Below are 20,464 nucleotides of genomic sequence, written 5' to 3' on the forward strand. Positions count from 1 at the left end.
GCATGGGTGGGGTGATCTCAGCGGATGATCCGAAGTGGATCGAGCCGTTCTCCGGGCTGACCGAGGCGCAATTCACCAGGCTGGTCGCGTTGGTAAGGCGTCGCGGTGGTGACGTTCAGCGCGGCCGTCCCTGGCGGCTGCCGCTGGAGAACCGGGTGCTGCTGGTGGCGACGTACTGGCGCACGAACCTGACGTTGCGGCAGGTGGCGCCGTTGTTCGGGGTCTCCAAGTCCGCGGCCGACCGCATCCTCGACCACCTGGCGCCCTTGCTGGCCATCTCGCCAGCGCGCCGGCCGCGCAAAGACACCGTCTACATCGTCGACGGCACCCTCGTGCCCACACGCGACCGCAGCATCGCCGCGTCCAGCAAGAACTATCGGTACTCGACCAACCTGCAGGTCGTCATCGACGCCAACAGCCGCCTGGTGGTGGCGATCGGCCTGCCGCTGCCCGGCAGCCGCAACGACTGCCGGGCCTTCACGGAGTCCGGCGTCGACCGGGTCTGCCGCGGTGCACCGACCATCGCCGACGGCGGATACCAGGGCACCGGCCTGCTCATCCCGCACCGCAAACGACGAGGTCAGACGCACCTCAGCCCACACCAGGAAGCGGAGAATGCCGTCCATCGCAGGGCGCGAGCCCGGGTGGAACACGCCCTGTCCCGGTTGAAGAACTGGAAGATCCTGCGGGACTGCCGACTCAAGGGCCACGGCGTTCACCAGGCCATGCTCGGCATCGCCCAGCTCCACAACCTGGCCCTCACCGGATAACTCACGCCTCATACGGGACAACCTCTAGCCGGGGTGAGCGGGGCGGGGGCGTGGACAGGGTGTGGGGTGTCGGCGGCGCCGAGCGGACACTCCGTCGTCACCGCGGACCTCCCGACTGTGCTCGGCACAGCCCTGCGCTCAATATGGCGGACGAAATTGTGGCCAATTCTGTCTGGCTAGATTTACGTTCGACAGGCACTCACTCAGGGAGGGCACATGCCGAAGGAAGCCCGTCCGAGCACCGGAGAGCAGGCCAAGCAGCATGCGCTCGCGCAGCTGCGGCAGGCAATCCTGCACGGCGAGATGGCACCGGCACAGCGGCTGGTGGAGAACGAACTCGCCGAGCAGTTCGGTGTGACACGGGCCAGCATCCGCGCGGCACTCATCGATCTGGAGGCACAGGGACTGGTCGAGCGGATCCGCAACCGCGGCTCGCGGGTGCGGGTGGTGACCGTGGAGGAAGCGGTCGCCATCACCGAGTGCCGCATGGTCCTGGAAGGGCTGTGCGCGGCCAAGGCAGCCGTCGCGGCCGGCGACGAGCAGCTGACCCAACTGGCGGACCTCGGCGCGGCGATGACCAAGGCCGTGGCCGACGGCGAGCCGATGACGTACTCGGAGCTGAACCAGGAACTGCACGCCAGAATCCGGGAGTTCTCCGGCCAGCGCACGGCCGTCGAACTGCTGGAGCGGCTCAACGCACAACTGGTGCGCCACCGCTTCCAGTTGGCGCTTAGGCCGGGTCGTCCGCAGCACTCGCTGAACGAGCACCTGGCCATGATCGAGGCGATCCGGGCCAGGGACCCGCAGGCGGCCGAGGCGGCCGTCCGCGCCCACCTCACCAGCGTGATCGAGGCGCTGCGCGACTGAGTCGTAAACGTCGCAGCGCGACGGCACGTCAGGGGCGGGCGCACACCTGGCACCCAAGGAGAAGACCCGCAATGACGCACGGCGATGCGCCCTCCCCCACGCTCGAGCAACCTCGCGCGGGGGGACCCTCATCCCCACCACGCTCGACCCTCGTCATCACCGCGCACGCCGGCGACTTCGTGTGGCGGGCGGGCGGAGCCATCGCCCTGGCCGCCGCCCGGGGCGAGAAGGCCACCATCGCCTGTCTGACCTTCGGCGAGCGCGGCGAGTCCGCCAAGGCCTGGCGCGAGGGCAGGAGGCTGGAGGAGATCAAGGCGATCCGCCAGGGCGAGGCCGAGCGTGCCGCCGCCACTCTCGGCGCCGAGGTCCGTTTCTTCGACGCCGGCGACTACCCGCTGATCGCCACCGCCGAGCTGACCGACCAACTCGTCGCCGTCCACCGCGAGACCCAGCCCGACGTGGTGCTCACCCACCCGACCGAGGACCCGTACAACGGCGACCACCCGGCCGCCAACCGCATGGCCCTGGAGGCCCGGATCCTCGCGCAGGCCATCGGCTACCCGGGCGACGGCGACATCATCGGTGCCCCGCCGGTCTTCTACTTCGAGCCGCACCAGCCCGAGATGAGCGGCTTCCGGCCCGACGTCCTGCTCGACATCACCGAGGTTTGGGAGACCAAACGCGCAGCAATGGAATGCCTGGGCGCCCAGCAGCACCTGTGGGACTACTACACCGACCTCGCCGTCCGCCGCGGTGTCCAGCTCAATCGAGTTGTGCAACCCCCTCACGCGGCTGGTGCTGGCCCCGGACTGGCCGCTGATCACCTGGACCGAGGCCGAACGGGCCAAGGGGCAGGCGTGGGGCCTGAAGACGATCGAGTCCTTCCACACGCACGGGACTCCGCCGGTCGTCTGGCAAGGCGCTTCCTTCGGGTCCTTCGGGTCTTTCCCTGCGCGCCACTGGATTGTCGCTGAAATTGTTGACAAAAACGTTGACCATTCAACCTCCGGCTCCTTAGCGTCTGGCGCACAACGCACGAGAGGAAAGCAAGGATGTCCTCCTCCCTCTCCCCAGCCGCCCGCGTCGGCAGACTGGCCGTGCTCGTCGTCGGCCTGTGCTGGCTGGCCGTCCTCTTCGACGGCCTGGACATGTTCGTCTACGGCTCGGTGCTGCCCCACATGCTGGAGCAGCAGGCCCTCGGCCTCACCCCGGACCAGGCCGGTGACCTGGGCAGTTACGCCGCCTTCGGCATGCTGGTAGGCGCCCTGACCGCGGGCACGGTCGCCGACCGGATCGGCCGCAGGAAGCTGATGGTCGCCTGCGTCGCGCTGTTCTCGCTGGCCTCCGGGCTGTCCGCGATGGCGGGCAGCGTCGGGGCGTTCGGCCTCGGCCGCACCCTCGCCGGAATCGGCCTCGGCGGTCTGCTGCCCACCGCGATCAGCATGGTCTCCGACTACGCCCCGCGCGGCCGCGGCGCTCTCACCATCGGCATGCTGATGACCGCCCACCACGCCGGCGGCATCCTCTCCGCGTATGTCGCCCTGTGGGTCGTCGAACCCCTGGGCTGGCGGGCCGCGTTCTGGTTCTGCGTGCTCCCGCTGCTGTTCGTGCCGGTCCTGGCCAGGTTCCTGCCCGAGTCGCTGAGCTTCCTGGTCGCCAAGGGCCGCAGCGAGGAGCCGGCGAGCTGGCCCGGCGCTATGAGGTCGCCCTGCCGGCCGCCCCCGCCGACAATCGGGCCCCCGCTGCCCGCCGGCACGCCATGGTCAGCCTGTTCCGTGGCGGGGAGTGGAGCCGGACCCTGCTGTACTGGCTGGCTTCCTTCGGCGGGCTCCTCCTCGTCTACGGCGTCGCCACCTGGCTGCCGACCCTGATGCGAGGTGAGGGCTACAACCTGGGCTCCGCACTGACCTTCGTGGTCCTGTTCAACCTCGGCGGCATCGTCGGCATGCTGGTCGCCGGCCGCGCCTCCGACCGGTTCGGCGCCCCGCGGATCTCGGCGATCTGGTTCGCGCTGACCGCCGCCGGTGTCTTCCTGCTCAGCGTGCACATGCCGCTGGCGCTCACCTTCACCGTGGTGTTCCTGACCGGGGTGTTCCTGAACAGCGCGCAGACCATGATCTACGCGACCGTCTCGATCCGCTCCCGCCCCGAGAACCGCGCCACCGCCGTCGGCTGGACCTCCGGCATGGGCCGCTTCGGCGCCGTGTTCGGACCGTGGCTGGGCGGCCAGTTGCTCGCCGCGAACAAGGGCGACTGGGGCTTCACGGCGTTCGCCCTGGCCGGCCTGTCGTCCATGGTCTTCATCGGGATCGCGGCACTGCGCGGCTCGAATCGGACCGCTGGGAGCGGCAGCGAGCAGAAACTCGTAGGAGCACACTGACCGCCCGTCATATGTACTGACGAGCCATATGTACAGATGAGCCGAACTGGGTTATACGACGGTCTCGCGTATTGTTGCGTCATATGCCCGTAGTGATGGAGGGCGCCTCTCGGTGCGCCCGGGGCTGGTGAGTTGTTCCGTAAAGGGGGAGCAGGACGTGACGGCACTTCTCGCGCTGGCAGCCGTCGTCGCGTTCATGGCCAAGGCGGGTCTGCCGTGGTGGGTGGTCGCGGCGGTGGCCCTGCTGATGTCGGGCTTCGGCGCAGGCAGGTCCGGGGGTCCGTGGCGAGGCTCCCGGGCCACGTCGACGTCCGGCCCGGCGGCTCAGCCCATCTGGCCTTCGGCCGACCGGAGTTCGACCGTCGTGCCGGTGGTCCCGGTGGTCCCGGTGCATGTGCGCGTCCCGTCCCCGGACGAGTACCGCGTGCCCGTGGCGAGCGCCGGGACCCGCGTGGCGGGCGAGAGGCAGCCCGCGGTCGCCAACGGGCAGAGCGGGCTGGGGTCTTAGGCCCGCCGCCCAGTCTCGCCGCCCAGTCCCGTCGCCCAGGCTCGTCGCCCGACGGCCCCGTCAGGCCTCCACAGCCTCCCGGAGCCGCCGGGCGATGATCGTGTAAACGTCCCGCGCCTTCTCGTCGTCGGTCCCGTCGTACCCGTGATCAGCGCCGCGCACCTCATGGTGGTCGACCAGCGAACCGACGCCCCGGAGTCGCTCCGCGTACCGCTCGCCCTCGGCCCGGAGCAGGTCGTGTTCGGCGGTGATCACCAGGGCAGGGGCGATGCCTTTCAGATCCGCGGTGTCCGAAGGGTGCGCGGGGGAGACGAGCGGATCGAGGCGCCGCCGCACGTCAGGGACGTACGACGTGTCGAACACGTCGCCCATCCAGGGCCTCAGCATCGGCTTGGCGATGGCGGCGCGCTTGTTCCGGACGCCCGTCGCCAGGTCGAGCGGGGGATAGTGCAGCACCTGGAGCGCGATCGACGGCCCGCCCCCCTCAAGGGCCTGCCGCGCCACGGCGGCCGCGAGCCCGCCACCGGCGCTCTGCCCGCCCACGGTGAGCCGCCCGCCGTCCCACCCCTCCTCGGCGCCGTGCGCCGCGACCCAGCGAACGATCTCGTACGCCTGCCGGGGCGGCGCCGGGAACGGATGCTGCGGCGCGACGACATAGTCCACGTTGATCACGACCGCCCCAGCCTCTGCGGCGAGGAACCGGCACAGCGGGTCGTCCAACTCGGTCAGCGTCATCACGTAGCCGCCACCGTGGAAGTTGACGTGCACCGGCGGGTCCGGCTCGTCGTGGGCGGGCAGATACACCGTGGCCCGGGCGGGAGCGATCGACGTGGGAATCGTCAACTCGCGTACCCTGCGCGGAAATTCGGGGAAGCGGGCGTGCGAGGCGGCGGCGGAACCCCGGCCGCCGGAACGCCGCTCCGCCATGACGGTCACCCGCTGCATGACCTTGGCGACAAGGCCGGCCACCGCGGGCCGGGTCAGGAGGGACATGTGGCATCCGTTCGGTCGCGGCCCGTGGGTCTGCCCGACAGCGTACCGACCCTCCTTGAGTTAGGCAATTATAGGCAATGGCAATAATGGGTCAAGGGGTCGGACCGGTTATGGTGGGGTGCCCATGAGGTAGGGTTGACCTGCGTGATCACGCGGTTCGCCGCGCGACAGGCATCGGGACGTGGCGCAGCTTGGTAGCGCACTTGACTGGGGGTCAAGGGGTCGCAGGTTCAAATCCTGTCGTCCCGACGGGAAGTCGGACTGTTCGTCCGGCCGGGGCCTTGCGTCACTTCGGTGAGGCAAGGCCCTTCACTGTTTCCCGTCGCGGGCGGCGGGGTGGTACCCGGGGTCGGGGTCGGCGCGTGCGCGGCGTCCGCCGGTGATGGGGGTCAGTTGGCGGTTCGGGCCTGGCAGGCTCGCGGCGACGCATGTCGTGGTGTGAGCGGGTCCCGCATTGACGCCCGCTCGGTACGAAGACCCGTCGTCCCGGTAGAGGCGCCGCAGCACCCGCATCACGTTGTCGGCGACCGTGGAGTCAGGAGCGCCCTCGGGCGGGCGCAAGTGCCCCCGCAGGCGCCCGAGTTGGAGCGGCAACGAGGGCCGGCTGGGGACGAGGTTGTCCAAGACGGGCGCTGTGGAGGGCGGCCCGGGCCGTGCGACCCGGTGCACCCCCCCTTGTCTGCGCCGCCCTGCTCCACGCCCCCGGCCCCGTCTCGCCCCTCAGTGAGCCACCAACAACCCCCGCCCCCGCAGCACCCGCCGCTCCAGCGGGCTGAAGATCAGCAGGTCGATGGCGATTCCGACGAGGAGGATCAGGAAGATGGCCAGGAACACCTGCGGCATGCTGCTGTTGTTGCGGCCGTTCTCCAGCAACTGGCCGAGGCCGACGCCGAGATCGGGGGAGGAGGCGATGATCTCGGCGGCCATCAGCGAGCGCCAGGAGAACGCCCAGCCCTGCTTCAGACCGGCGAGATAGCCCGGAAGCGCACCCGGCATCACGATGTGCCAGGCCTCGCGCAGCCCGGTCGCGCCCAGGGTCCGCCCGGCGCGCAGGAACAGTGGGGGGATCTGGTCGATGCCCGCGACGAGGCCGTTGGCGATGGACGGGACCGCGCCGAGCAGGATCACGGCGTACATCATCGAGTTGTTGAGGCCCAGCCAGAGCACGGCCGGCGGCACCCAGGCCACCGACGGCAGCGACTGGAGGCCGGACAGGATGGGGCCGATGGCCGCCCGGACGAACCTCACCCGGGCGACCAGCAGACCGAGCGGGGTGCCGATGGCGAGCGCCAGCAGGAAGCCGAGCAGGCCGCGTGAGACGGACGTCCAGATGTAGTCGAGCAGCGTGCCCTGGAGCCAGGCCTCGCGCACCTCGCCCCACACGTCGGACGGCGAGGCCAGCTTGTAGTCGGGGGCCACCTCGGCCCACACCAGCAACTGCCAGACGACCAGCACCAATGCGACAGCGGTGACGGGCGGGAGTACCTTGCGGACCAGGGTCTCGCGCAACGGCGTACGGCCCACTTGCACAGCGTCCAGCGCGTCGAGCCCCGCCTCGAGTCCCGCCAGATCGTTGGGATCCTGCGGCGCCCCGGCCGTCGTGGAGCCGTCCTTGGTGACGTCGACCTTGGTGTCGACGCGGTTGTCAGTGCCGGCCATGGCGGCGGATCTCCCCACGCAGTTCTTCGGTGATCTCGACGGACAGCTCGGCGACCGCGGTGTCCTCGATACGGCGCGGATGGGCGATGTCGACCGTCCACTCCCGCGCGATCCGGCCCGGCCGCGACGACAGCAGCACCACGCGCTGGGCCAGCCGTACCGCCTCGCGCACGTTGTGTGTCACGAACAGCACGGACAGCCCCGTCTCCCGCCAGATACGGGTCAGTTCGTCGTGCAGCACGTCCCGCGTGATCGCGTCCAGCGCCGCGAACGGCTCGTCCATCAGCAGCAGCCGACTGTCCTGCGCCAGCGCACGGGCCAGGGCGACCCGCTGCCGCATACCGCCCGACAGCTCGTGCACCCGCTTGCCGTACGCCCCCTGCAGCCGGACGAGTTCCAGCAGCCGCTCCGCCTCGGGGCGGCGCTCCGCCTTGGCGACCCCGCGCAGCTTGAGCGCGAGCTCGACGTTCTTGCCGGCGGTCAGCCAGGGGAACAGCGCGTGCTCCTGGAACATCAGGGCGGGCCGCCCGTCCGTGCCGATCGAACCGGCGGACGGCCGGTCCAGCCCAGCGACCAGGTTCAGCAGCGTCGACTTGCCGCAGCCGGAGGCCCCCAGGAGGGTGACGAACTCGCCGGGTGCGACATCGAGCGTGATGTCGTCGAGGACGAGCTGCTGCCCCGCGGGGCCGGGGAAGGACTTCGAGACATGCTCGACTCGCGCGGCATACGTCACCGCCGCGGCGTCCTCGGCGACCTTCGCGGTCGTGGCCGTCGGGGTGGCCATGGTCGTCACCTCCTGGGAACTCAGCGGATGCGGTGGTTACTTGACGCCGAGACCGGCGTCGTCGACCTCGTCCTTGCCGTCGGCCTTGAGGACCTTGTTGAGCGGCGTGAGGTCGTAGATCCCCTTCAGGTCGGGCTCCTCCAGGAGGCCGGCCTTCACCGCGTGCTCCGCCTCGGTGTCGAGGGTCGCGGCCAGCGGGTCGTCGAGGAAGGTGATCGACTTCCACGCCGGGTCGATGACCTCGGCGGGCAGGGCCTTGCCGGAGAGCTCCTCCAGGGCCTTGTTCGCGGAGGCCTTGGCCTTGTCCGGGTTGGCGTTGATCCACTCGTTGGCCTTCACCGAACCGCGCAGCACGGCCTCGACGACGTCCGGGTGCTCCTTGAGGAACTCCTGCCGGACGATGATGTTCGTGATCACGAACTTCTTGTCGGGCCACAGGTCGGCCTCGTCGAGGAGCACCTTGCCGCCCTCGGCGACCAGCTTGGACGCGGTCGGCTCGGGCACCCAGGCACCGTCGATCGAGCCGGACTTGTAGGCGTCCGGCGTGATCTTGTTGTCGGTGCGGACGACCGAGACGTCACCCTGGCCGCTCTCCGCGTCGACCTTCCAGCCCTGCTCGGAGATCCAGTTGAGCAGTGCCACGTCCTGCGTGTTGCCGTGCTGCGGCGTGGCGATCTTCTTGCCCTTGACGTCCTTCAGGGACTTGATCTTCTCCGGGTTGACGACGAGCTTCACCCCGCCCGAGGCCGATCCCGAGATGATCCGCAGGTTCTTCCCGGCCGCCTTGGTGTAGCCGTTGATCGCGGGGGACGGGCCGATCCAGCCGATGTCGATGGAGCCGGAGTTCAGCGCCTCGATCTCCGACGGCCCGGCGTTGAACGTCGACGGCTTGATCGTGGTGCCGCCGAGCTCCTTCTGGAACAGGCCCTCCTGGACGCCCACCAGAGCGGTGGCGTGGGTGAGGTTGGGGAAGTAGCCGATCTTCACTTCGTCGACGGAGAGCTTCTTGGCGTCCGCCGCGACCTCGGCCTGCTTGCCGTCGTCGGTGGATTCGGCGCCGTAGCCGCAAGCGGTCAGCAGCAGGGGAAGCGTCGCTATGACGGCGAGGGTGCGCAGGGTGGTGAGCGGTCTTGCGGCAGACACGGAGGTGTCCTCTCGGAGATGAGTGACAGGAGAGTGCGTGAGTACGTCGGAGAACGGCGGCGCTGGTGCGGAGCACGGGCAGGCTCCGCGAACGGCTTCAGACGAGCCGACAGATGGCGCTGGACGTACGCGCGAAGTCGATGTGGCGACGCGAGGTCAGAAGGGGCGGGACGAGGCGTGCGTGCTCGCGCGAACTCATGGCCACCCCACCCCACCGATTCCTAGTTTTCCTACCTGGTTGATGGGGATCGTGGCAGAAGGTGGCGCTCACCCCAAGAGGGATTTCACATAGTGGACGTTGCCATCTCTCCCTTTGGGAACTGCGAGCTCAGGGCGCACAGCAGTTCACGGGCCACCGCGTCGTTCTGGCGGAAGGCGGGCGCGTTCGTACGCGGGCGGGCGAACGCGGCGACGGCCCGGCTGTTGGTGGGGGCGCCGAGGGCGATGCGGCGTGGGTGAGTGCCGCCGAGGGACGGGTCGAGGACGTGGCCGTCCGTGGCGGAGACGGCCAGCAGGCCGGAGCGGTGGGTGTGCGTGGGGTCGGCGATGACCTCCTCGGTGAGGGCGCCGGCCCGGTGCAGGTCACGCAGGAGGGGGTCCTCGGTGCGTTCCAGGGAGTGGCGGGGCAGATACGCCTCGATCAGGGCGGTGGCGTGGAGCGTGTGGCCGGGAACGGTGGGGCCGGCCGCGGTGAAGGTGCCGGTCGCCTCGTCGGTGCCGATCCGTATGCCGGCGCCCAGGAAGCGGACGACCCCGGCCCGGGACAGGGCGAGCAGCTGGCGCAGCCGGAAGCCGGGCGGCCCGGAGGCCAGGAAGCTGAAGAACCCGTGCCACCAGCCGTCGAGCTGCTCGGCGACGGACCGAGCGGTCAGTAGCCCGCCGGCGACCAGGCGGGGCAGCTGCCCGTAGACGGACAGCAGCGCGAGGAACGCCCCGAGGTCGGCGCTGAACTCCGGGTCTTCGCGGCGGGCGACGTCCCGGGCGATTCGGTCCCGCAAGTGCTCCTGGAAGGCATCCGGAGCCGCGAACGTGACGCCGTCCAGGGGGTGGTCCAGGGCCTCGAAGTCCAGCCGGTCCGCCGGGTCGGGCACGGCAGCGGCGACGAGGTCGGCCATGGCGCCGGCGTACCAGTCCAGACGGTCGTAGGCGGCGACGAAGTCCGGCCAGGGGAGGGCGGTGCGCTCGGGATGGGCATGGAAGAGCTCGTGGTAGTGGCCGAAGCCGATCTCCTTGGCCATCAGCGGCCACACATCGCGCCGCAGATCCAGCGGGCGCCCCTGGGCGAGCAGCGCGTCGACCGCTTCGGGGCCGAAGTGCCGGGGCAGCGGAGGCCGAGGGCCCTGGAGCCGGTAGCGGGTCTTGGAGTGGTACGGCACTCCCCGTCGCGATCCGACGTGGAGGACGGGCTCGTGACCGGACGGCAGATAGGTGAGGCTGCCGTCGGCCTCGGTGCGGTAGGTGCCGCCGCGGCCCTCGGTGAGCAGGGCCATCAGGTCGATGAAGGCGAGCCCGAGACCGCGCAGGACGACGTGTTCGCCGGGTCGCAGCGCGGACAGGTCGGCGTCGGCGGAGAACTCCGGTGGCAGATGGAAGCGGCCGTGGCGGCGCGCGAAGGCGGCGTGGTCGAGGTGTTCGGCGGCGGGGGTGGAGCCGATGTGTCCCTGCGCCAGGACCACCAGGTCGGCGGTGAGGGGGGTGGCGCGGTCGGCCAGGTGCACCTGCTGCGGACCGTCCGGGGGACCGGTGACCGCGGTCGCGGTCGTGCGGTGCCACTCGACCGTCACGGTGGGCGGCAGCTGGGCCAGCGCCCTGCGGAACACCCAGTCCAGATAGGCGCTCTGGGCCCGGCGGGTGGGGAAGTCGGTCCCGGCGAGCGAGCGCAGTTCGGCGAGCACCTCCGGGTCGGCGGGCTCGGCGTAGGGCGCGTGGCGCGGGCCCCGGCCGGAGAACTGGGCCGCCCACTCGGCGAGCGAGGGTCCGGGCCGTACCGGACCGTCGATGGTGGACGACTCGTCGGTGAACATCGTGACGTCCTCCGCCATCGAGTTCATCCGCAGCAGCGCGGACTGCTCGTCCCGCCAGATCCGACCCGGGCCGGGCGGGTGCGGATCGATCAGGTGGATGCGCAACTCCCCTTCCCCTTGCCATAGTTCGGGAGCGCTGGCGCCGATGCGCTCCAGCAGGCCCGTGGCACGCGGACCCGCGCCCACGACGACCAGGACCGCCGCGGAAGGGCTGGTGCTCACCGGTCACCGCCGATCGCCGGGCGGGTGTCGGCCGCGGTCGCCGCCCGCAGTCGAAGGGGCACGGCGGTCAGGTGGCCGCGGAGCCGCTGGAGCGGAGTGGGCGGCAGGGTGCGCGAGTTGCCGCGCGCGTAGTACCGCTCGACGTAGAACTGGCCCGCGCTCAGCACCGTGGTGACCGCGATGTACCACAGGGTGGCGACCATCAGCAGCGGGATGATCTGGTACGTCTGGTTGTAGATCAACTGCACCGAGTACAGCAGGTCGTGCACGGCCAGCACACTGACGATGCTGGTGCCCTTGAGGGTGCCGATCAGCATGTTCCCGGCCGTCGGCACGATCGAACGCATCGCCTGCGGCACGACGATCCGGCGCAGGGTGCGGCGTCTGCTCAGCCCGAGCGCCTGGGCGGCCTCGGTCTGCCCCGCGTCCACCGCGAGGATGCCGCCGCGCACCACCTCGGCGGCGTAGGCGGTCTCGTGCAGGGTCAGGCCGATGACGGCGGTGAGGGTGGGACCGAGCAGGTTGACCGTCTTGAACGTGACGAACTCCGGGCCGAACGGGATGCCGAGGCCGAGCGTCGGATACAGGGCGCCGATGTTGAACCAGAACAGCAGCTGCACCAGCAGGGGTGTGGACCGGAAAACCCACACGTAGCCCCAACTCAGCGTGCGCAGCACCGGGTTGGCGGAGAGCCGCATCACCGCGAGCACGGTGCCGAGCAGAAAGCCGAGCACCATCACCACGGCGGTCAGCCACAGCGACAGCAGCAGCCCGTCGAGCACGGCGGCCGTGGTGAAGTACCGGCCCACCACGTCCCATTGGAAGGCGTCGTTGCGGATCACGGAGTTGAGCACCATCGCGAAGAGCAACAGCGCGACGGCGGCGGTCAGCCACCGGCCGGCGTGCCGGCGCGGGACGATCCGCGGCAGGTCGGTGGCGGGTACTGGGGGATTCTTCGTTGCGGGGCCGGACGTGAGATCGGGCGACGTGACCATGGGGAGGCTCTCCGGGGAGGGAACGCAGGCGTGGGTGACCCCAGGGGCACTCGGTGCGGCCGGGGATCGGCGTCGACACGCTCGCCGCGTCCCTCAACGCGGCCGGAGAGGCTGCCGCACAACGCGGAGCCGGTCCGCCGTCGATCGTATGTGCCCACGCCATCGATGTGTCAACAGCGAGCTTTGAGACGGCTGTCCACGTGTTCCGGCATCCGGGATCTGCTTGACGGGGAGCACGATGTACTGCTCAATTAGTCGCATGACTGCCCAGCTGCGCTTGGTCTCGCGCGATCACATCGACTTCGGTCGAGTGTGGTCCGCGGCGTGTTGCGCCTGATTCGGCAGCGGGCCCTCTGACCGGCCCTTCCCTCCCTCGGTGACCCCGTCGCGGGCCGAGTTCTCCTCTTTCGCGCGCTGCCGTAGCACCGTCTTTTCGACGCTTCGCGTCGTCACGCTCGCATTGAATTCACTCGCCCATTCACCTTTGCGCACAAGCAGTTCAGTCACGCCTGCCCGGGTGCGCATTTCCGAGAGGTCATACCCATGCCGGTGGAGTTCCTCGGTATAGCCGCCACCAACAACGGCTCCGAAACCACGCCGCGCTCCGGCGCCGCCTTCGACAAGGACTACACGCTCCGCCTCGCCCGGGCGCACGAGGACCACGGCTGGGACCGGGTGCTGTTCGCGTACGGCTCGGGATCGCCGGACCCCGCGCCGGCCGCCGCGTACATCGCGAGCCGGCTGGACCACCTCCAGATCCTCCTGGCCCACCGGCCCAACGTCTCGTATCCGACCTTCGCCGCCAAGACGTTCGCCACCCTCGACCGGATCAGCGAGGGCCGGCTGACCGTGCACTTCATCACCGGCGGCAACGACCACGAGCAGGGCCGCGAGGGCGACACCCTCACCAAGGACGAGCGATACGCCCGCACCCGTGAGTACATCCGGATCGTCAAGAAGATCTGGACCACCCATGAGCCGTTCGACCACGAGGGTGAGCACTACCGCTTCCACGACTTCGTCAGCGACGTCTTCCCTGTCCAGCAGCCCCGCCCCCATGTGTCGTTCGGCGGTTCGTCGCCCGCGGCGCTGGCCGCCGGAGGCGCCGAGGCCGACATCTACTGCCTGTGGGGCGAGCCCCTGGCGAAGACCGCCGAGCAGATCGAGAACGTGAAGGCCGCCGCGAAGGCCGCGGGCCGCACCGACGTGCCGCGCATCCAGGTCGCCTTCCGCCCGATCATCGTCCCGACCGAGGAACTGGCCTGGGAGAAGGCCCACCGCACGGTAGGTGCGATCAAGGCCCGCAGGGAGCGGGGCGAGGCGATCACCAAGCGCCACAACGGACACGTGCAGCCGCAGGCTGCAACACCTCAAAACGTCGGCTCGCAGCGGCTGATCGCCATCGCCGAGGCGGGCGAGCGCTACGACCGCGCCCTATGGACCCCGACCGCCGCCGCGACCGGTGGCGCGGGCAACTCCAACGCCCTGGTCGGCACCCCGGAGACGGTCGCCCGGGCACTCCTCGACTACTACGACCTCGGCGTCGACATCCTCTCCGCCCGCGGCTACGACCTGCTCGGCGACGCCATCGACTTCGGCCGGCACGTGATCCCGATCGTCCGCGAGGAGGTCGCCAAGCGCGACGCCGAGCGGGCGGCACGCGAGGCGCGGACCCCGGTGGCGGTGAACGCATGACCTCCGCACCCGAGCTGACCGTCGTTCAGGTACCGGTGTCCGACCCGCGCGTGAGACCGCTGCTGCGCGAACTCGGCCACGAGTACTCGACGCGCTACGGCAAGGACGCGCACGCCGAGATCTCCCGCTACCCCGACGAGGAGTTCACCGAACCCCACGGCGGCCTGCTCCTGCTGCTGCTGGAGGGCGGCGAGCCCGTCGCGGGCGGCGCCTTCCGCAGGTACGACCCGACCACGGCCGAACTGAAACGGATCTGGACCCACTCCGCCCACCGCAGACGCGGCCTCGCCCGCCGCGTCATCGCCGAACTGGAGGTGGCGGCGGGCACACACGGATACCGGCGGATCTACCTGACCACCGGCCCACGCCAGCCCGAGGCCCGCGGCCTCTACCTGGCCACCGGCTACACACCCCTGTTCGACACGGAGGCCGACCCGGAGACCATCGGCCCGTTGCCCTTCGAGAAGCACCTCGCAGTGCGGGAACGCACGGGAAAGGCCCCCGACCAGTGAAGATCCGCACGCTCAGAACCCGCACGCTCAGAACCCGCCTGCGCGGCACCGCCGTCCTCACCCTGCTGCCCCTGCTCGCGCTGACGGCCTGCGGCTCCGGCGACACCGGCGGTACGGCGGCAGCCGGCGCCGAAGCCTCTCCCGCACCGACCGACGACCCGGTGGCCACCGTCCGCAAGGTGGACTCCGCCGCCGCCCTGCTCCCCGCCGACGTACGCAAGGCGGGCAAGCTGCGCGTCGGCAGCTCGATCGGATTCCCGCCCGGCGCCTACTACCCGAACGGCACGGACAAGGCGCCCGCCGGCCAGGACATCGACCTCGCGGACGCGGTCGCCAAGGTTCTCGGGGTCGGGCTGGAGCGTCAGGACGCCTCCTTCGAGGCGATCCTGCCCGCCCTCGGCAGCGGCAAGTACGACTTCGGCACCGGCAACTTCGGCGTCACCGCCGAGCGTCTGAAGACCATCGACTTCGTCACCTACATCAACGACGGCCAGGGGTTCGCGGTGAAGAAGGGCAACACCGCCCTCAAGTCGAAGGTCACCGACCTCACCCAGCTGTGCGGGCTGACCATCGGCACCGGCGCCGGCACCACCTTCGAGGCGACCCTCACCGCGCAGAAGGGGGTGTGCGCGAAGGCGGGCAGGAAGCCGTACGACGTGAAGGTCTACTCGGAGAACGCGGCCACGCTCACCGCGCTCCAACAGGGCCGTATCGACGTGATCATGTCGACCATCAACGGCCTGCGCTACCAGGCGGCACAAGCGGCGTCGCAGACCACTTTCCTCGGCGAGTACCACCGCCTGGACGTCGGCTTCGCCTTCAAGAAGGGCTCCCCGCTCACCAAGGCGTTCCAGGCCGCCGTCAACGAGCTGATCAGGAACGGGACGTACGCCCGGATCCTCGCCAAGTGGGGTACCTCCGCCTCCGCGATCGAGACATCGCGGGTCAACCCGCCGGAGCAGGCATGAGTGATGTCATGGTCGAGGTCCACGGCGTCCACAAGAGCTTCGGCCCGTTGGAGGTGCTGCGCGGCGTCGACCTGAAGGTCCGCGCCGGGGAGGTCACCGTGATCCTCGGACCGTCCGGTTCCGGGAAGTCCACGCTGCTGCGCACCATCAACCACCTGGAGAAGGTCAACCGCGGCTGGGTCAGCATCGACGGTGAGCTCATCGGCTACCGCCGGGCGGGCAACAAGCTCCACGAGCTGAAGGAGAAGGACGTCCTGAGGCAGCGGACCGGCATCGGGTTCGTCTTCCAGAACTTCAACCTCTTCCCGCATCTGACCGTGCTGGAGAACGTCGTGGAGGCCCCTGTCTCCGCCCTGCGCCGCCCGCGCAGGGCGGCGGAGCAGACGGCTCGCCGGCTCCTCGACCGGGTCGGCCTCGCGGACAGGGCCGACACCTACCCACGCCGGCTCTCCGGCGGCCAGCAGCAGCGCGTGGCCATCGCCCGCGCGCTCGCCCTCGAACCGAAGGTGCTCCTCTTCGACGAGCCAACCTCCGCCCTGGACCCGGAGCTGGTCGGCGAAGTCCTCGACGTCATCAAGGACCTGGCGGGCAGCGGCACCACCATGATCGTCGTGACCCACGAGATCGGCTTCGCCCGCGAGGTCGCCGACACCGTGGTGTTCATGGACGGCGGGGTCGTGGTGGAGCAGGGACCGCCCGCGGAGGTCCTGGACCATCCGCGTCAGGAACGCACCCGTACTTTCCTCGCCAAAGTTCTCTGAAAGTGCGCCCCAACCCCGCGCCATCTGTGTGCTGCGTTGTCGCCATCCAACCCGGCGTGCTTGCAGCGCGCCATGCCACCGCTGGAGCCTCTGACGCGCCGCCGTGCCGTGGATCCCGTCCGCGTGGCCCCCGCCCTGTGTCGGCTCCCCGGCTGACACACGCTTCCCGGCCACACCTACAACACCCGTACGCACTGGTGTCGTTAACCCTGGCAGTCTGACTTGGGCTGCCGCTGCACCCTCACTCCCGGTCTCACCGTCCGGCCTGACCATCGATGACGAGGACCCGTCATGCCCGCATCCCCTGTGCCCTCACCCCGTCCCGCGTCCCGTGTCGACGAGACTGCCTACGACCGCCGCAGGCTGCGCCAGTGGCTCGCCGGCGATGCCCGGGCGGACGGGGTCAGCCGCCGCCGGCTGCTCACCCTGCTCGCCGCCACGGCGGCCGCGACCGCGCTGCCAGCGCCGCGTCCCGCGCACGCAGCCGACACCTCGATCGTCAAACCGGTGCCGGCCGAGTGGTTCATCCAGCGCGGGACCAACGCCGAGACCCGCTGGGAGGCGCTGCGCGGAACGGGCCACCACACCCCCAACGAGCTGTTCTTCGTACGCAACCACACAGCGACACCCGTGCTGGATGCGGCCGACTGGCGGCTGAGACTCTGGGGTGACGGGCTGCGCGGCAAGCCCTCCGAGGGCCGTCCGGTCGAGTTCGGGTACGACGACCTGCGCGCCCTGCCCGCCGTCACCCGCACCGCGTTCGTCGAGTGCGCCGGAAACGGCCGCAGCTACTACACCACCCAGCAGCAGGAAACGGTCACCGGAACCTCGTGGACGCTGGGCGCGGTCGGTGTGGCACGTTGGCGCGGGGTGCGACTCGCCGACGTACTGCGCAAGGCCGGGCTGTCCCCGTATGCCGTGGACCTGCAGCCGCGCGGGCTGGACGCCGAGTACGTCAGCGGTGGCGAGAGCCTCGGCCGGGTGCGTCGGCCGCTGCCCCTGGCCAAGGCGCTGGACGACGTCCTGCTCGCCTACGAGATGAACGGCGAGCCGTTGCCGTACGACCACGGGTATCCGGTGCGGGTGCTGGTGCCCTCGTGGGTGGGGATCGCGTCGATCAAGTGGGTCGGCGACATCGAGGTGTCCGCGCAGCCGCTGTTCTCGCCGTGGAACACCACCTTCTACCGGCTGTTCGGCCCCGCCCACCCGCAGGAGGGCAGCGCGCCGCTGACCCGGCAGACCATCAAGAGCGCCTTCGAGCTGGCGAGCGGCGCGACCTTCCCGGTGGGACGGGGACAGGTGCTGCACGGTCGCTCCTGGTCGGGCGCGGGCGCCGTCGCCCGGGTCGATGTCAGCACCGACGGCGGCGCGAGCTGGCGCGCGGCCCGGCTGCACGACCGGCCCCGAGCCGACACCTGGACCCGCTGGTCCGTCAGCTGGAAGCCCGAGACGACCGGTGCCACCCACCTCCTGGCCCGGGCCACTGACACGGCCGGTCGCCGCCAGCCGGACGTCGCCGTGCCCAACACCCAGGGCTATCTGTTCGACGCGGTGGTCCGGCATCCGGTGACCGTGATCTGATCGGACCGCTGCACGAGGGGCCGCTTCATGCCGGGGCGCATTGCGCACCGGCGCACTAGGAAGGGGCGCTGTGCGCCCGCGCGTTGCGCACGAACAGCTCGCGCAGATCGCGGACGGCCCGGGGAACCGGGCCGGACGGGCGGCTCTGCAGGACCAGCAGCACGTCGGTCGCGTCGCCGGCGAGCGGCCGTACGGTGATCGCGCCCCGCCGTTCCAGCGGGTCCCCGATGACACTGAAGTCGGGCAGCACGGTCGCTCCCAGTCCCTCGGCGACCATCAGCTTGCCCATCTCGGCGCCGTCGGTGGAGTACGAGAAGGACGGCGTACGACCGCCGAGCAGCCGGTGCACGAAGCGGTGCATGACATAGCCGGACCGCATCACCACCAGCGGTTCGGCGAGCAGGCTGTCCGCGTCCACCGCCTCCAGGGCGGCCAGCGGACTGTCCGGCCGCACGCACACCACCGGCCGGCCGCGCAGCAGCTCCGTGGTGTCGAAGCCGGGCGGCATGTCGTCGCCCCCGAGGTAGTTCACCAGCCCCAGATCGAACGCACCCTCCAGCAGTCCGCGTTGGATCTCGGACTGCTGTGCGCCGACCAGTTCGACCTGGGTGGCCGGGTGCGAGGCCCGGAACTCCCGCACCGTCGGGATGACCAGGGGGACGGTGGCCGTGTTGACGGTGCCGAGCCGGACCATACGGCTGATGCGGTGCTGGTCGCCGGCCGCGCCGCGCAGGCGGTCGACCGCGTCCAGCACGCTCATGATGTGCGGCAGCAGCTCCCGTCCCTCGTCGCTGACCTTCGCACCGGACCGCTTGCGCTCCAGCAGGTCCACGCCGAGCTCACGCTCCAGATTGCGCACGGTCTCGCTGAGCGCCGGCTGCGACAGATGGAGTTCCTCGGCGGCGCGCCGCAGCGAACCCAATCGCGTGACGGCGGCGATGTATTCGAGCTGTTCGATACGCACGCCAGGAGCGTGACCCGGACCGCGCGCCGCGTTCAAGGGAAACCCTGTCACAACCTCGTGAATACCGACTCTCAGCATGTGGAATCCCAACCGGGCATTCTTGACCTCCCGGAGTCACCGCTGCTTTGATCGATGGCATGAAGCGACAGGACCTCACGCGGCGACGCCATGTCGACCTCGCGCGTGTCTCCAGCTCCTGCTGTCGCTGTCGGGTCTGAGCGCACCGAGGGAAACCCTCGCACTCGCGCCGCTCTCTTCGCACATTTCACTGCCGGCCGATTTCCGTGCCGATTTCGGCTTTCCCCGGGACGGCGATTCCGCACGCCTGAATCCCGGTCACCGATCCCGATCACTGATCCCGATCACCCATACCGGTCAGTGATCTCGATCGCTGATTCCCGATCACCGAACACGTTTCCCTGTCACGCACGCGCTCTTTCCGCGTGCGCAGTCATGCCAGGAGTTCCCCATGCCCGTACCGCCCGGATCCGACCCCCTCCGCTTCGCCTACTGGGTGCCCAACGTCAGCGGCGGCCTGGTCACCAGCACCATCGAGCAGCGCACCGACTGGGGCTACGACTACAACCGCGAACTCGCCGTCCTCGCCGAGAACAACGGCTTCGACTACGCCCTCAGCCAGGTCCGCTACATGGCCAGCTACGGCGCCGAGTTCCAGCACGAGTCGACCAGCTTCAGCCTCGCCCTGCTCCTCGCCACCCAGCGCCTGAAGGTCATCGCCGCCGTCCACCCCGGCCTGTGGCACCCCGGCGTCCTCGCCAAGCTCGGCGCCACCGCCGACCACCTGTCGAACGGCCGCTTCGCCGTCAACGTCGTCAGCGGCTGGTTCAAGGGCGAGTTCACCGCTCTCGGCGAACCCTGGCTCGAGCACGACGAGCGCTACCGGCGCGCCGAGGAGTTCATCAGCGCGCTGCGCAAGATCTGGACCGAGGACCACGCCGAACTCGCCGGGGACTTCTACCGGGTACGCGACTTCTCCCTCAAGCCCAAGCCGCTCAACACCTCCGAGCGGCCGCACCCGGAGATCTTCCAGGGCGGCAACTCCAGCGCCGCCCGTGCCATGGCAGGCCGCGTCTCCGACTGGTACTTCAGCAACGGCAAGGACTTCGACGGCGTCACCGAGCAGATCAACGACGTCCGCGCCTCCGCCGCCCGAGCGGGCCGCAGCGCACCGAAGTTCGGCCTCAACGGCTTCCTCATCGCCCGTGACACCGAGGCCGAGGCCCGCGAGACGCTCCGCGAGATCGTCGCCAAGGCCAACACCGAGGCCGTCCACGGCTTCCGCGACGCCGTCCAGCAGGCCGGTCCGTCCACCGCTGACGGCAAGGGCATGTGGCAGGACTCCAGCTTCGAGGACCTCGTCCAGTACAACGACGGCTTCCGCACGGGCCTGATCGGCACGCCCGAGCAGATCGCCGAGCGGATCGTCGCCTACAAGCGGCTCGGCGTCGACCTCTTCCTCCTCGGCTTCCTGCACTACCTGGAGGAGGTCGAGTACTTCGGCAAGCGGGTGCTGCCGCTCGTACGCGAACTGGAGGCCCAGGAAGCCGAGTCGGCGCCCGTCGGCGCCCACGCCTGACCCTCCCGTCCTCATCGGCGCACCGCCGCAGCCCACCCGGT

The 20,464-nt window shown here is 70.2% G+C and carries 22 protein-coding genes and 1 tRNA gene; 14 read left to right on the plus strand and 9 right to left on the minus strand.

All coding sequences use genetic code 11. The features are described from left to right. Window positions 1-2 precede the first annotated feature (2 nt). From AB5J55_RS37285 to AB5J55_RS37310, 6 genes are all read left to right on the plus strand, one after another. A complete protein-coding gene (locus tag AB5J55_RS37285) occupies window positions 3-770 on the plus strand; it encodes a transposase (protein WP_369274852.1) in 768 nt (255 codons plus the stop codon). 216 nt (window positions 771-986) lie between these two features. Continuing rightward, complete coding sequence (locus AB5J55_RS37290) at window positions 987-1,637, plus strand: GntR family transcriptional regulator (RefSeq protein WP_369274853.1); 651 nt, start codon at window positions 987-989, stop codon at window positions 1,635-1,637. Between the two features lie 71 nt (window positions 1,638-1,708). Continuing rightward, window positions 1,709-2,611, plus strand: a complete 903-nt coding sequence (locus AB5J55_RS37295; protein WP_369274854.1) for a PIG-L deacetylase family protein — start codon at window positions 1,709-1,711, stop codon at window positions 2,609-2,611. A 78-nt stretch (window positions 2,612-2,689) separates the two neighbouring features. Further along, window positions 2,690-3,508, plus strand: a complete 819-nt coding sequence (locus AB5J55_RS37300; RefSeq protein ID WP_369274855.1) for an MFS transporter — start codon at window positions 2,690-2,692, stop codon at window positions 3,506-3,508. Then, window positions 3,397-4,017 (plus strand): MFS transporter, encoded by a 621-nt coding sequence (locus tag AB5J55_RS37305; RefSeq protein WP_369274856.1) that lies wholly within the window; start codon window positions 3,397-3,399, stop codon window positions 4,015-4,017. Before AB5J55_RS37300 ends, AB5J55_RS37305 begins: the two co-directional genes overlap by 112 nt. 157 nt (window positions 4,018-4,174) lie before the next feature. Continuing rightward, window positions 4,175-4,525, plus strand: a complete 351-nt coding sequence (locus AB5J55_RS37310) for a hypothetical protein (protein ID WP_369274857.1) — start codon at window positions 4,175-4,177, stop codon at window positions 4,523-4,525. 60 nt (window positions 4,526-4,585) lie between these two features. Here the strand turns inward: AB5J55_RS37310 and AB5J55_RS37315 are convergent, their stop codons facing one another. Further along, window positions 4,586-5,518 carry an alpha/beta hydrolase gene (locus AB5J55_RS37315; protein ID WP_369274858.1) on the minus strand — a complete coding sequence of 311 codons (933 nt, stop codon included), beginning with the start codon at window positions 5,516-5,518 and terminating at the stop codon, window positions 4,586-4,588. A 175-nt stretch (window positions 5,519-5,693) separates the two neighbouring features. Between AB5J55_RS37315 and AB5J55_RS37320 the strand changes: the two genes are divergently transcribed. Further along, window positions 5,694-5,767 (plus strand) — tRNA-Pro (locus AB5J55_RS37320). A 60-nt stretch (window positions 5,768-5,827) separates the two neighbouring features. Here AB5J55_RS37320 and AB5J55_RS37325 read toward each other — a convergent pair. From AB5J55_RS37325 to AB5J55_RS37355, 7 genes are all read right to left on the minus strand, one after another. After that, on the minus strand, window positions 5,828-6,142 hold the full coding sequence (locus AB5J55_RS37325) for a hypothetical protein (protein WP_369274859.1): 315 nt from the start codon (window positions 6,140-6,142) through the stop codon (window positions 5,828-5,830). 96 nt (window positions 6,143-6,238) lie between these two features. Then, entirely contained in the window at window positions 6,239-7,177 is a 939-nt protein-coding gene (locus tag AB5J55_RS37330; protein ID WP_369274860.1) for an ABC transporter permease, read from the minus strand. Continuing rightward, window positions 7,164-7,961, minus strand: a complete 798-nt coding sequence (locus AB5J55_RS37335) for an ABC transporter ATP-binding protein (RefSeq protein WP_369274861.1) — start codon at window positions 7,959-7,961, stop codon at window positions 7,164-7,166. Before AB5J55_RS37335 ends, AB5J55_RS37330 begins: the two co-directional genes overlap by 14 nt. Before the next feature lie 36 nt (window positions 7,962-7,997). Further along, entirely contained in the window at window positions 7,998-9,104 is a 1,107-nt protein-coding gene (locus AB5J55_RS37340; protein ID WP_369274862.1) for an ABC transporter substrate-binding protein, read from the minus strand. A gap of 97 nt (window positions 9,105-9,201) precedes the next feature. Beyond that, window positions 9,202-9,303, minus strand: coding sequence for a putative leader peptide (locus AB5J55_RS37345; protein ID WP_369274863.1), 102 nt, complete (start codon window positions 9,301-9,303; stop codon window positions 9,202-9,204). An 85-nt stretch (window positions 9,304-9,388) separates the two neighbouring features. Further along, window positions 9,389-11,350, minus strand: a complete 1,962-nt coding sequence (locus AB5J55_RS37350; protein ID WP_369274864.1) for an FAD/NAD(P)-binding protein — start codon at window positions 11,348-11,350, stop codon at window positions 9,389-9,391. After that, complete coding sequence (locus AB5J55_RS37355; protein ID WP_369274865.1) at window positions 11,347-12,345, minus strand: amino acid ABC transporter permease; 999 nt, start codon at window positions 12,343-12,345, stop codon at window positions 11,347-11,349. The genes AB5J55_RS37350 and AB5J55_RS37355 overlap by 4 nt, the downstream gene beginning before the upstream one ends. A 543-nt stretch (window positions 12,346-12,888) precedes the next feature. On the opposite strand from AB5J55_RS37355, the gene AB5J55_RS37360 reads away from it, so the two are divergent. The 5 genes from AB5J55_RS37360 (at window position 12,889) to AB5J55_RS37380 (ending at window position 17,862) form a co-directional block, all read left to right on the plus strand. Beyond that, the gene (locus AB5J55_RS37360) at window positions 12,889-14,040 is read left to right on the plus strand and encodes an LLM class flavin-dependent oxidoreductase (protein WP_369274866.1); all 1,152 of its coding nucleotides are present in this window, start codon (window positions 12,889-12,891) and stop codon (window positions 14,038-14,040) included. Further along, the gene (locus tag AB5J55_RS37365; RefSeq protein WP_369274867.1) at window positions 14,037-14,552 is read left to right on the plus strand and encodes a GNAT family N-acetyltransferase; all 516 of its coding nucleotides are present in this window, start codon (window positions 14,037-14,039) and stop codon (window positions 14,550-14,552) included. The genes AB5J55_RS37360 and AB5J55_RS37365 overlap by 4 nt, the downstream gene beginning before the upstream one ends. A gap of 38 nt (window positions 14,553-14,590) precedes the next feature. Continuing rightward, entirely contained in the window at window positions 14,591-15,520 is a 930-nt protein-coding gene (locus AB5J55_RS37370) for an ABC transporter substrate-binding protein (protein ID WP_369276399.1), read from the plus strand. After that, window positions 15,517-16,281, plus strand: a complete 765-nt coding sequence (locus AB5J55_RS37375; RefSeq protein ID WP_369274868.1) for an amino acid ABC transporter ATP-binding protein — start codon at window positions 15,517-15,519, stop codon at window positions 16,279-16,281. Before AB5J55_RS37370 ends, AB5J55_RS37375 begins: the two co-directional genes overlap by 4 nt. A gap of 291 nt (window positions 16,282-16,572) precedes the next feature. Continuing rightward, the gene (locus AB5J55_RS37380; protein ID WP_369274869.1) at window positions 16,573-17,862 is read left to right on the plus strand and encodes a sulfite oxidase; all 1,290 of its coding nucleotides are present in this window, start codon (window positions 16,573-16,575) and stop codon (window positions 17,860-17,862) included. Window positions 17,863-17,917: 55 nt separating this feature from the next. Here AB5J55_RS37380 and AB5J55_RS37385 read toward each other — a convergent pair whose 3' ends face one another. After that, window positions 17,918-18,826, minus strand: a complete 909-nt coding sequence (locus tag AB5J55_RS37385; protein ID WP_369274870.1) for a LysR family transcriptional regulator — start codon at window positions 18,824-18,826, stop codon at window positions 17,918-17,920. A gap of 137 nt (window positions 18,827-18,963) precedes the next feature. Between AB5J55_RS37385 and AB5J55_RS37390 the strand changes: the two genes are divergently transcribed. Both AB5J55_RS37390 and sfnG read left to right on the plus strand, forming a co-directional pair. After that, the gene (locus tag AB5J55_RS37390) at window positions 18,964-19,044 is read left to right on the plus strand and encodes a putative leader peptide (RefSeq protein ID WP_351078001.1); all 81 of its coding nucleotides are present in this window, start codon (window positions 18,964-18,966) and stop codon (window positions 19,042-19,044) included. A 251-nt stretch (window positions 19,045-19,295) separates the two neighbouring features. Beyond that, window positions 19,296-20,423, plus strand: a complete 1,128-nt coding sequence (sfnG, locus tag AB5J55_RS37395; RefSeq protein WP_369274871.1) for a dimethylsulfone monooxygenase SfnG — start codon at window positions 19,296-19,298, stop codon at window positions 20,421-20,423. Window positions 20,424-20,464 lie beyond the last annotated feature (41 nt).

Origin of the sequence: Streptomyces sp. R11 (assembly GCF_041051905.1) — a bacterium.
In the GTDB taxonomy this organism is placed as follows: domain Bacteria; phylum Actinomycetota; class Actinomycetes; order Streptomycetales; family Streptomycetaceae; genus Streptomyces.